General features: G+C 48.3%; 4 protein-coding genes. All 4 read left to right on the top strand.

The features are described 5' to 3' along the window. The first annotated feature begins 34 nt into the window (after positions 1-34). Positions 35-3,355, top strand: coding sequence for an RAP domain-containing protein (locus tag ACO6UY_RS10870; RefSeq protein WP_422449598.1), 3,321 nt, complete (start codon positions 35-37; stop codon positions 3,353-3,355). 56 nt (positions 3,356-3,411) lie between these two features. Further along, a complete protein-coding gene (locus ACO6UY_RS10865) occupies positions 3,412-6,423 on the top strand; it encodes a DUF1601 domain-containing protein (RefSeq protein ID WP_422489919.1) in 3,012 nt (1,003 codons plus the stop codon). Positions 6,424-6,479: 56 nt separating this feature from the next. After that, positions 6,480-9,944 carry a hypothetical protein gene (locus ACO6UY_RS10860; protein ID WP_422463229.1) on the top strand — a complete coding sequence of 1,155 codons (3,465 nt, stop codon included), beginning with the start codon at positions 6,480-6,482 and terminating at the stop codon, positions 9,942-9,944. Positions 9,945-10,197: 253 nt separating this feature from the next. Further along, positions 10,198-13,053 carry an RAP domain-containing protein gene (locus tag ACO6UY_RS10855; protein WP_422489917.1) on the top strand — a complete coding sequence of 952 codons (2,856 nt, stop codon included), beginning with the start codon at positions 10,198-10,200 and terminating at the stop codon, positions 13,051-13,053. Positions 13,054-13,076 lie beyond the last annotated feature (23 nt).

The following is a 13,076-nucleotide window of genomic DNA, read 5'->3' as shown; positions in this document are numbered from 1 at the left end:
TTTTATATTTTCCATGAATTAATGAAATATAATTATGGACAGAGGCGGTGCTGGTGTCAGTTGGCAATGCACAACATCAGGTAATGATTATAAACAGCCGGATGATCGTACCGATTGTTCAAAAAGTGGGCGATTCCGGCATGGTACAGTCAGACAGTTGGATGCGCCACTCGCCTATATCCGGGAGAGTAATGAATTTTATGCTGCTTCTGACGCCTGCTCTGCTGACCATCCACCAAGACATTCAATAAAACCTGTTCATGGTTTCAAAGCTCTCATCACACCAGAAAAAATCGATTACATGATGAAGATATCTACTGATTATGGTGATCAATATGATGGTAAAAAACACTGTCAATTTGCTCTTTCCATCAAACAATACACTTCAGTGTCAAAACGATCTTTGAATCATAGTGAACAACGCCAACTGATACCATTGTTGCACGATTTTAAAGCGACACCCGGGTGGACCTGGCGAAACCTGGCGACAACGTTTCATTCATTTACTTCAGCGGGTGTTTTTACCCCTCATAAATACATGGATGAGTGGGTTAAGGAAATCCAGGCTGCTCTACTGTCAGCTTTACTTGATCCTGTAATACATAAGTGCAACCAAAAACCTGAAGCCAGGGGCATTTATGCACAGGGTACCGTCAACCTGCTGTGGGCCGTAGCGAAACTGGTGAACAATGGGCTGGCGCTGGAGAAGACAGCGAAGCTGAAAGAGGCCGTGGTTGCGCTGTTGCCCCATGTGAAAACCAAAGCCGAATCAAAAGAAGAGAAAGACCGCTTCAACACTCAAGGTATTTCTAACCTGGTGTGGGCCATGGCGAAACTGGTGGACAATGGGTTGGCGCTGGAGAAGACACCGAAGCTGAAAGAAGCCGTGGCTGCGCTGTTACCCCAGGTGAAAACCAAAACTGAATCAAAAGAAGAGAAAGACCGCTTCAACACTCAAGGTACCTCTAACCTGCTGTGGGGCTTGGCGAAACTGGTGGACAATGGGCTGCAGCTGGAGATGGCGAAGCTCAAAGAAGCCGTGGCCGCGCTGTTACGCCATGTGAAAACCAAAGCCGAATCAAAACAAGAGAAAGACCACTTCAAGCCACAGGAAGTCGCCAATCTCCTGTGGGCCATGGCAAAACTGGTGGACAACGGACTGGAGCTGGAGAAGACAACGAAGCTCAAAGAGGCCGTGTGTGCGCTGTTGCCCTGTGTGAAAACCAAAGCCGCATCAAAAGAGGAGAAGGACCACCTGAACACTCAAGCTATCAACAACCTGCTGTGGGCCCTGGCGAAACTGGTGGACAACGGGTTGGAGCTGGAGAAGACAACGAAGCTCAAAGAGGCCGTGGCCGCGCTGTTGCCCCATGTGAAAACCAAAGCCGAATCAAAAGAAGAGAAGGGCCACTTTAACACTCAAACGACCACCAACCTGCTCTGGTCTCTGGCAAAACTGGTGGACAACGGGCTGGAGCTGGAGACGACACCGAAGCTCAAAGAAGCCTTGGACGTGCTGTTGTCCCATGTGAAAGCCAAAGCCGAATCCAAAGAAGAGAAAGACCAATTCCAGCCACAGGCAGTTACCAACCTGCTTTGGGCCCTGGCGAAACTGGTGGACAGCGGACTGGAGCTGGAGAAGACAGCGAAGCTCAAAGAGGCTGTGTGTGTGCTGTTGCCCTATGTGAAAACCAAAGCCGAATCAAAAGAAGAGAAGGACCACTTCACGCCTCAGGCAGTCACCAACCTGCTGTGGGCAATAGCGAAACTGGTGGAAAACGGGCTCGAGCTGGAGAAGACAACGAAGCTCAAAGAGGCTGTGGCCGCGCTGTTGCTCCAGATGAAAACCAAAGCAGAATCAAAGAAAGACCACTTTATTCCTCTGCATATCGCCAACCTGTTGTGGGCCATGGCAAAACTGGTGGACAATGGGCTGGCGCTGGAGAAGACAGCGAAGCTCAAAGAGGCTGTGGCCGCGCTGTTGCTCCTGGTGAAAACCAAAGCAGAATCAAAGAAAGATCACTTTATTCCTCAGCATATCGCCAAGCTGCTGTGGGCCATGGCAAAACTGGTGGACAATGGTCTGGAGCTGAAGAAGATACCGAAGCTAAAAGAGGCCGTGGCCACGCTGTTGCCCCAGGTAAAAACCAAAGCCGAATCAAAGGCAGAGAAAGACCACTTTAATGCACAGCATATCGCCAACCTGCTGTGGGCTTTGGCGAAACTGGTGGACAATGGACTGGAGCTGGAGAAAACACCGAAGCTCAAACAGGTCGTAGCTGCGCTGTTGCCCCATGTGACAAGCAAAGCCGAATCAAAAGAACAGAAAGACCGCTTTATTCCTCAGCATATCACCAACCTGCTGTGGGCCTTGGCAAAACTGGTGGACAACGGACTGGAGCTGGAGAAAACAACGAAGCTCAAAGAGGCCGTGGCTGCGCTGTTGCCCCATGTGAAAACCAAAGCCGAATCAAAAGAAGAGAAAGACCACTTCAGCACTCAAGGTACCGCCAACTTGCTATGGGCCCTGGCGAAACTGGGTGAGGCCATTGAGCTGAACCTGATTAAATCTACGTTAGATTCTCTTGTCGACAGAATCGGTGAAAACCCTCAATTCTCTCAACAAGATATATTGATGTCTCTCTGGGGCGTTATGGTATTCTGCGCCAGGTTTTACCTGGACTCAGGTAATAATGATAAACACTCCCTTGAAAAGCACATAGGCGAACTATTTTCTCGCCTGGAAAATACATCCCCAGGTAGTATAGAGGATCAATCCATCATTGCCATGGCTGCATGTTGGCTTGGGAGAGCGTGTCCGGTCATCCCTTATTACACGACAAACACTTCACAATCTCAATCCACCTTCCGCGATCACCTCCAATCGAGCTTTCCGTCTTTGAAGATTGAAGAAGAAAAGAGTCTGAACTCATTACCTCCGGTCGATCTGCTACTGTCAGAGTACAACATGGTGATCGACATTCAGGGACCTTCCCATTACGTGAGTGGTGATTTCAAAACCAGGAATGGCCCGACTTTGTTGAAAATCGCCCTGCTGCAAAAATTAGGGTTTGAGGTTATTGAAATCCCGGTGAGAAAGCTGGATGACCAGGATTCAATGCAAAGCGTGATTGAGCAAATAAAGACAAAGTTAGCCGTCCCGCCAAAGGCTTATGGCTCTTTGTTACAGAACAGCGACGAGGGGGCAGAAGATGAAGCATACGTTACTGCCGATGAAGGAGGGGAATTTTCCGATGACTGTTATTTTACCGCCGAAGAATATGTAGAAGAGCCAACAGAAAAAACAAAAAAGAGGAACAGGAGGAGAAAAAAGTCAGTGAAAACGGCTGACTGATGATGCCATCGAGTAGTCTACTTTTTATATTTCCCATGAATTCATGAAATATAATTATGGACAGAAGCAGTGCTGGTGTCAGTTGGCAATGCACAACATCAGGTAATGATTATAAACAGCCGGATGATCGTACCGATTGTTCAAAAAGTGGGCGATGCTGGCATGGTACAGTCAGACAGTTGGACGCGCCGCTCGCCTATGTCCGGGAGAGTAATGAATTTTATGCTGCTTCTGACGCCTGCTCTGCTGACCATCCACCAAGACATTCAATAAAACCTGTTCATGGTTTCAAAGCTCTCATCACACCAGAAAAAATAGATTACATGATGAAGATATCTACTCATTATGGTGATCACTATGATGGTAATAAACACTGTCAATTTGCCCTTTCAATCAAACACTACACTTTATCGTCAAAACGACCCTTGCATCATAGTGAACAACGCCAACTGATACCGTTGTTGCACGATTTTAAAGCGACACCCGGGTGGACCTGGCGAAACCTGGCGACAACGTTTCATTCATTTACTTCAGCGGGTGTTTTTACCCCTCATAAATACATGGATGAGTGGGTTAAGGAAACCCAGGCTGCTCTACTGTCAGCTTTACTTGATCCTGTAATACATAAGTGCAACCAAAAACCTGATGTCAGGAGTATTAATGCACAGGGTACCGTCAACCTGCTGTGGGCCGTAGCGAAACTGGTGAACAATGGGCTGGCGCTGGAGAAGACAGCGAAGCTGAAAGAGGCCGTGGTTGCGCTGTTGCCCCTGGTGAAAACCAAAGCCGAATTAAAAGAAGAGAAAGACTGCTTCAACACTCAAGGTACCGCTAACCTGCTGTGGGCCCTGGCGAAACTGGTGGGCAATGGTCTGGCGCTGGAGAAGACACCGAAGCTGAAAGAGGCCGTGGCTGCGCTGTTACTCCAGGTGAAAACCAAAGCCGAATCAAAACAAGAGAAAGAGCACTTTAACACTCAAGGTACCGCTAATCTGCTGTGGGCCCTGGCGAAACTGGTGGACAACGGGCTGAAGCTGGAGAAGACGCCGAAGCTCAAAGAGGCCGTGGCCGCGCTGTTGCCCCATGTGAAAACCAAAGCCGAATCCAAAAAAGAGAAAGACCACTACAAGCCACAGGAAGTCGCCAATCTCCTGTGGGCCATGGCAAAACTGGTGGACAACGGACTGGAGCTGGAGAAGACAACGAAGCTCAAAGAGGCCGTGTGTGCGCTGTTGCCCTATGTGAAAACCAAAGCCGAATCAAAAGAAGAGAAGGACCACTTCACGCCACAGGCAGTCACCAACCTGCTGTGGGCAATAGCGAAACTGGTGGAAAACGGGCTCGAGCTGGAGAAGAGAAAGAAGCTCAAAGAGGCTGTGGCCGCGCTGTTGCTCCAGGTGAAAACCAAAGCAGAATCAAAGAAAGACCACTTTATTCCTAAGCATATCGCCAACCTGCTGTGGGCCATGGCAAAACTGGTGGACAATGGGCTGGCGCTGGAGAAGAGAGCGAAGCTCAAAGAGGCTGTGAACGCGCTGTTGCCCCATGTGGCAACCAAAGCCGAAGCAAAAGAAGAGAAAGACCGCTTTAAAACTCAAGGTATTGCCAACTTGCTGTGGGCCTTGGCGAAACTGGTGGATAACGGGTTGGAGCTGGAGAAAACACCGAAGCTCAAAGAGGCCGTGGCCGCGCTATTACCCCATGTGAAAATCAAAGCCGAATCAAAAGAAGAGAAAGAGCACTTTATTACTCAGCATATCGCCAACCTGCTGTGGGCCCTGGTGAAACTGGTGGACAACGGGCTGGAGAAAACACCGAAGCCCAAAGAGGCCGTGGATGCGCTATTGCCCCATGTAAAAACCAAAGCCGAATCAAAAGAAGAGAAAGATCACTTCAAGCCACAGGCAGTCGCCAACCTGCTGTGGGCGCTGGCGAAACTGGTGGACAACGGGCTGGGGCTGGAGAAAACAACGAAGCTCAAAGAGGCCGTGGCCGCGCTGTTGCCCCATGTGAAAACCAAAGCCGAATCAAAAGAAGAGAAAGACCGCTTCAAGTCTCAAGGTATCATCAGCCTGCTGTGGGCCGTGGTGATACTGGTGGACAACGGGCTGGAGCTGGGGACGACACCGAAGCTCAAAGAGGCCGTGGCCGCGCTGTTGCCCCATGTGAAAACCAAAGCCGAATCAAAAGAAGAGAAAGACCGCTTCAGCACTCAAGGTATCGCCAACTTGCTATGGGCCCTCGCGAAACTGGGTGAGGCCATTGAGCTGAACCTGATTAAATCTACGTTAGATTCTCTTGTCGACAGAATCGGTGAAAACGCTCAATTCTCTCAACAAGATATATTGATGTCTCTTTGGGGAGTCATGGTATTTTGCGCCAGGTTTTATCTGGAATCAGGAAGTAATGATAAACACTCCCTTGAAAAGCACATAGGCGAACTATTTTCTCGCCTGGAAAATACATCCCCGGGCAGTATAGAGGATCAATCCATCATTGCCATGGCTGCATGTTGGCTTGGGAGAGCTTGTCCAGTTATCCCTTATTACACGACAAACACTTCACAATCTCAATCAACCTTCCGCGATCACTTGCAATCGAGCTTTCCGTCTTTGAAGATTGAAGAAGAAAAGAGTCTGAACTCATTACCTCCGGTCGATCTGCTACTGGCAGATTACAATATGGTGATCGACATTCAGGGACCTTTCCATTACGTGAGTGGTGATTTCAAAACCAGGAATGGTTCGACTTTGTTGAAAATCGCTCTGCTGAAAAAATCAGGATTTGAGGTCATTGAAATCCCGGTGACCAGGCTTGTGAACCAGGATTCAATGAAAAGAGTTATTGAGCAAATAAAGACAAAGTTAGCCGTCCTGCCAGAGGCTTATGGCTCTTTGTTACAGAACAGCGGCGAGGGTTCAGAAGATGAGGCATACGTTACTGCCGATGAAGGAGGGGAATTTTCCGATGACTGTTATTTTACCGCCGAAGAATATGTAGAAGAGCCAACCAAAAAAACAAAAAAGAGAAACAGGAGGAGAAAAAAGTCAGTGAAAACGGCTGACTGACGATGCCATAGAGTAGTCTACTTTTTATATTTCCCATGAATTAATGAAATATAATTATGGACAGAAGCGGTGCTGGTGTCAGTTGGCAATGCGCAACATCAGGTAATGATTATAAAAAACCGGATGATCGTACCGATTCTTCAAAAAGTGGGCGATACTGGCATGGCACAGTCAGACAGTTGGATGCGCCGCTCGCCTATATCCGGGAGAGTAACGGATTTTATGCTGCTTCTGACGTCTGCTCTGCTGACCATCCACCAAGACATTCAATAAAACCTGTTCATGCTTTCAAAGCTCTCATCACACCAGAAAAAATAGATTACATGATGAAGATATCTACTCATTATGGTGATCACTATGATGGTAAAAAACACAGTCAATTTGCCTGTTCAATCAAACAATACACTTCAGCGTCAAAACGACTTTTGAATCATAGTGAACAACGCCAACTGATACCTTTGTTGCACGATTTTAAAGCGACACCCGGGTGGACCTGGCGAAGTCTGACGACGACGTTTCATTCATTTACTTCAGCGGGTGTTTTTACCTCTCATAAATACACGGAAGAGAGGGTTAAGAAAACTCAAGCGGCTTTACTGTCCACTTTACTTGATCAAATAATACTTAATTGCAACCAAACACTTGAAGCCAGGGATCTTGATGTACACGGTATCAATAACCTGCTGTGGTCCGTGGCGAAACTGGTGGACAACGGGCTGGAGCTGGAGAAAACACCGAAGCTCAAAGAGGCTGTTGCCGCACTGTTGATCCATGTTAAAGCCAAAGCCAAATCACCAGAAGAGAGCGAACACTTTATTCCTCAGCATATCAGCATCCTGCTGTGGTCGGTGGCGAAACTGGTGGACAACGGGCTGGAGCCGGACAAGGCAACGATGCTCAGAGAGGTCGTGGCCGCGCTGTTGCCCCATGTGAAAGCCAAAGCTAAATCAAAAGAAGAGAGAGACCACTTTATTCCTCAGCATATCAGCATCCTGCTGTGGGCCCTGGCGAAATTGGTGGACAAGGGGGTGGAGAAGACTCCAAAGCTCAAAGGGACCGTGGCCGCGTTGTTGCCTCATGTGAAAACCACAGCAGAATCAAAAGAAGAGAAAGAGCACTTTAACACTCAAGGTATCGCCAACCAGCTGTGGGCCTTCGCGAAACTGGTGGACTACGGACTGGAGCTGGAGAAGATACCAAAGCTCAAAGAGGTTGTGGCTGCACTGTTGCCCCATGTGAAAACCAAGGCTGAATCAAAACAAGAGAAAGACCACTTTACTCCTCAGCAGATCGCCAACCAGCTGTGGGCCCTGGCGAAACTGGTGGAGAAGGGGCTGGAGCTGGAGAGCACTCCGAAGCTCAAAGAGGCTGTGGCCGCGCTGTTGCCCCATGTGAAAACCAAAGCCGTATCAAAAGCAGAGAAAAACCACTTCAACACTCAAGCTACCGCCAACCTGATGTGGGCCCTGGCGAAACTGGTGGAGAACGGGCTGGAGCTGGAGAAGACAGCGAAGCTCAAAGAGGCCCTGGCTGCGCTGTTGCACCATGTGAAAGCCAAAGCCGAAGCAAAAGAAGAGAAAGGCCACTTCAACACTCAAGCTACCGCCAACCTGCTTTGGGCCGTGGCAAAACTGGTGGAGAACGGGCTGGAGCTGGAGAAGACAGCGCAGCTAAAAGAGGCCCTGGCCGCGCTGTTGCGCCATGTGAAAGCCAAAGCCGAATCAAAAGAAGAGAAAGACCACTTTATTCCTCAGAATATCGCTAACCTGCTGTGGGCCGTGGCAAAACTGGTGGACAACGGGCTGGAGCAGACAGCGAAGCTCAAAGAGGCCCTGGGGGCGCTGTTGCACCATGTGAAAGCCAAAGCCGAATCAAAACAAGAGAGAGACCACTTTAACACTCAAGCTACCGTCAACCTGCTGTGGGCCGTGGCAAAACTGGTGGACAACGGGCTGGAGCTGGAGAAGACAGCGCAGCTCAAAGAGGTTGTGGCCGTGCTGTTGCCCCATGTGAAAGTCAAAGCTGAATCAAAAGAAGAGAAAGACCACTTCAAGCCACAGGAAGTCGCCAACCTGTTGTGGGCTGTGGCGAAACTGGTAGACAACGGACTGGAACTGGAGAAGACACCCAGGCTTAAAGAGGCCGTGGCCTGGTTGTTGCCCTATGTGAAAACCTATGCCGAATCAAAAGAAGAGAAAGACCGCTTCAGCACACAAGAGACCGCCAACTTGCTGTGGGCCGTGGCGAAACTGGTAGACAACGGACTGGAGCTGGAGAAGACACCGAAGCTGAAAGAGGCCGTGGTTGCGCTGTTGCCCCATGTGACAACCAAAGCCGAATCATTAGAAGAGACAGACCCCTTTACTCCTCAGCATATCGCCAACCTGCTGTGGGCCTTGGCGAAACTGGTGGACAACGGGCTGGAGCTGGAGAAGATACCGAAGCTGAAAGAGGCCGTGGTTGCGCTGTTGCCCCATGTGACAACCAAAGCCGAATCATTAGAAGAGTCAGACCCCTTTACACCTCAGCATATCGCCAACCAGCTGTGGGCCCTGGCGAAACTGGTGGAGAACAGGTGGAAGCTGGAGAAGACATCGAAGCTGAAAAAGGCTGTGGTCGCGCTGTTGCCCCATGTGCAAACCAAAGCCGAATCAAAAGAAGAGAAAGACCAATTCAAGCCACAGGAAGTCGCCAACATGATATGGGCCGTGACAAAACTGGGTGAGGCTATTGAGCTGAAAGTGGTTAAATCAACGTTAGCTTCCCTTGTCGGCAAAATCAGCGAAAACACCCCGCTCTCTCAAGGTAGATGGATGTCTCTGTGGGGAGTCATGGCATTCTGTGCCAGATGTTATCTGACCTACGGTAAGAATAATAAAAACTCGCTTGAAAAGCATATAGGTGAACTATTTTCTCTCCTGGGAAATACACCCTCAGGCAATACCGAGGATCAATCCATTATTGCCATGGTCACAAGTTGGCTGGGGATAGCGTGTCCGGTGGTTCCCTATTACCAGACAATCATTTCACAATCTCAATCCACCTTTCGCGATCAACTCCGATCAAGCCTTCCGTCTTTGCAGATTGAAGAAGAGAAGAGTCTGAGTTTATTACCTCCGGTTGACCTGCTACTGCCAGATTACAACATGGTGATCGACGTTCAGGGGCCTTCCCATTACGTGGGTGGTGATTTCAAAACCAGGAATGGTTCGACTTTGTTGAAAATCGCCCTATATAAAAAATTAGGATTTGAGTTTATTGAAATACCGGTGAACAAGCTTGATAACCAGTATTCAATACAAAGAGTTATTGAACAAATAAAGACAAAGTTAGCCATCCTGCCAGAGGCCCATGGTCCTGTGTCACCTGACAGCAGCGAGTGGGATGCAGGTGAGGCATACTTTACTGCCGATGAAGGATGGCAATTTTCCGATGACTGTTATTTTACCGCTGAAGAATATTTAGAAGAGCAAACAAAGAAACCAAAAAAGAGAAAAAGGAAGAGAAAAAAGCCGGGCTAATGCCTGTTCTTAGGGTGGACATTAAGCTTACCCCTCCATTTTCAATGGCTTTTGAATGGAACCACGAAGGACACAAAGAGCACGAAGGAAAAAAAAATCTCTTCTTTGTGCTCTTCGTGTTCTTCGTGTTCTTCGTGGTTCCATCTTTAACTTTCCGAAGAGGGGAGTAGACGCTTAATGTCTATCCTAAGAATGCCTGCTGATGTCGTGGAGTAGTCTACATTTTATGTTTCCCATGAATTAATGAAATATAATGATGGACAGAGGCGATGCTGGTATCAGTTGGCAATGCACAACATCAGGTAATGATTATAAAAAACCGGATGATCGTACCAATTCTGCAAAAAGTGGGCGATACAGACATGGCACAGTCAGACTGGTGATTGCGCCACTACCCTATATCCAGAGGTGTAATGAACTTCATCCTGCTTCTAATGCCTGCTCTGCTAACCGTCCACCAGGACACTCAATAAAACCTGATCATGATTTTAATGCTCTCATCACACAAGAAAAAATGGATTGGCTGGTGTGGGTATCTGCTCGTTACAGTGATCGCTATGATGGTAAAAAACACAGTCAATTTGCCACGTTAATTAAACAATACACATCAGCGTCACAACGACCTTTAAATCACAGTGAACAATGTCAACTGATACCCTTGTTGCACAATTTTAAAGCGACACTCGGGTGGACTTGGCGAAGCCTGATGACAACGATTCATTCATTTACGTCAGCGGGTGTTTTTACCCCTAATAAATATATGAATGAGAAAAGTCAGGAAGCTCAGGCAGCGTTATTGTCAACGTTACTTGATGGAGTAATAGTTAAGTGCAAGCAAAAACCTGAAGCCAGGGATATTGATGCCCAAGGTACCACCAACCTGCTGTGGGCCCTGGCAAAAATAGTTGGTAACGGGCTGGAGCTGGAGAAAACACCGAAGCTCAGAGAGGTCGTAGCTGCGCTGTTGCCCCTGGTGAAAATCAAAGCCGAATCAAAAGAGGGGAAAGAACACTTTATTCCTCTGCATATCGCCAACCAGCTGTGGGCATTGGCAAAATTGGTAGATAACGGGCTGGAGCTGGAGAAGACACCGAAGCTCAAAGAAGTTGTGGCCGCGCTGTTACTCCATGTGAAAACGAAAGCCGAATCAAAAGAAGAGAAAGACTACTTCAAGCCACAGGAAGTCACCAACCTGCTTTGGGCTCTGGCGAAACTGGTCGAAAACGGGTTGGATCTGGAGAAGACAGCGCAGCTAAAAGAGGCCGTAGCCGCGCTGTTGCACCATGTGAAAATTAAAGCTGAATCAAAAGAAGAGAAAGACCACTTTAATCCTCAGCATATCGCCAACCTGCTGTGGGCGGTGGCGAAATTGGTAGACAATGGTCTGAAGAAGACACGGACGTTCAGAGAGGCCGTGGCCGCGCTGCTGGCCAATGTGAAAACCAAAGCCAAATCAAAAGAAGAGAAAGACCACTTTATTCCTCAGCATATCACCAACCTGCTGTGGGCCGTGGCAAAATTAGTGGACAACGGGCTGGGGCTGGAGAAAACACCCAAGCTCAAAGAGGTCGTGGCCGCGTTGTTACCCCATGTGAAAACCAAAGCCGAATCAAAAGAAGAGAAAGACCACTTTATTGTTCAGCATATCGCCAACCAGCTGTGGGCGGTGGCGAAATTGGTAGACAACGGGCTGGAGAAGACAGCGCAGCTAAAAGAGGTCGTCGCCGCGCTGCTACCCCATGTGAAAACCAAAGCCGAATCAAAAGCAGATCAAGACCACTTTATTCCTCAGCATATCGCTAACCTGCTGTGGGCCGTGGCAAAACTGTTGGACAACGGGCTGGAGAAGACAGCACAGCTGAAAGAGGCCGTGGCCGCGCTGTTACCCCATGTGAAAACCAAAGCCGAATCAAAAGAAGAGAAAGACCACTTGAAGCCACAGGCAGTCACCATCCTGCTGTGGGCCGTGGCAAAACTGGTGGAGAACGGGCTGGAGCTGGAGAAGACAGCGAAGCTCAAAGAGGCCCTGGCCGCGCTGTTGTGCCATGTGAAAGCCAAAGCCGAATCAAAAGAAGAGAAAGACCACTTTATTCCTCAGCATATCGCCAACCTGCTGTGGGCCTTGGCAAAACTGGTGGAGAACGGGCTGGAGCTGGAGAAGACAGCGAAGTTCAAAGAGGCTGTGGTCGCGCTGTTGCCCCATGTGCAAACCAAAGCCACATCAAAAGAAGAGAAAGACCAATTCAAGCCACAGGAAGTCGCCAACATGATATGGGCCGTGGCAAAACTGGGGGAGGCTATTGAGCTGAATGTGGTTAAATCAACGTTAGCTTCCCTTCTCGGCAAAATCAGCGAAAACACTCCGCTCTCTCATCAAGGTAGATGGATGTCTCTGTGGGGAGTCATGGCATTCTGTGCCAGATTTTATCTGACCTACGGTAAAAATAATAAAAACTCGCTTGAAAAGCATATAGGTGAACTATTTTCTTGCCCGGGAAAAACACCCACTGGCAATACCGAGGATCCATCCATTATTGCCATGGTCACAAGTTGGCTGGGGATAGCGTGTCCGGTGGTTCCCCATTACCGAACAAACACTTCACAATTACAATTCACTTTTCACGATCAACTCCGATCAAGCCTTCCGTCTTTGAAGATTGAAGAAGAAAAGAGTCTGAACTCATTACCTCCGGTTGACCTGCTACTGCCAGATTACAACATGGTGATCGACGTTCAGGGACCCTCCCATTACGTGGGTGGTGATTTCAAAACCAGGAATGGTTCGACTTTGTTGAAAATCGCTCTGCTGAAAAAATTAGGATTCGAAGTCATTGAAATCCCGGTGTATAAGCTTCATAACCAGGATTCAATGAAAATAGTTATTGATCAAATAAAGACAAAGTTAGCCATCCTGTCAGAGGCCCATGGTCCTGTGTCACCTGACAGCAGCGAGTGGGATGCAGGTGAGGCATACTTTACTGCCGATGAAGGATGGCAATTGTCAGATGACTGTTATTTTACCGCTGAAGAATATTTAGAAGAGCAAACAAAGAAACCAAAAAAGAGAAAAAGGAAGAGAAAAAAGCCAGTAAAAACTACTGCCTGTTGATGCCGTGGAGTAGTCTACATTTT

Source organism: Endozoicomonas sp. ALE010 (assembly GCF_049310165.1).
Lineage (GTDB): Bacteria > Pseudomonadota > Gammaproteobacteria > Pseudomonadales > Endozoicomonadaceae > Endozoicomonas.
This window is presented reverse-complemented; position numbering and strand designations above follow the sequence as displayed.

Coding starts and splice junctions, on each gene's coding strand:
- ACO6UY_RS10870 (WP_422449598.1), top strand. CDS start 35: ATGGACAGAGGCGGTGCTGGTGTCAGTTGGCAATGCACAACATCAGGT.
- ACO6UY_RS10865 (WP_422489919.1), top strand. CDS start 3,412: ATGGACAGAAGCAGTGCTGGTGTCAGTTGGCAATGCACAACATCAGGT.
- ACO6UY_RS10860 (WP_422463229.1), top strand. CDS start 6,480: ATGGACAGAAGCGGTGCTGGTGTCAGTTGGCAATGCGCAACATCAGGT.
- ACO6UY_RS10855 (WP_422489917.1), top strand. CDS start 10,198: ATGATGGACAGAGGCGATGCTGGTATCAGTTGGCAATGCACAACATCA.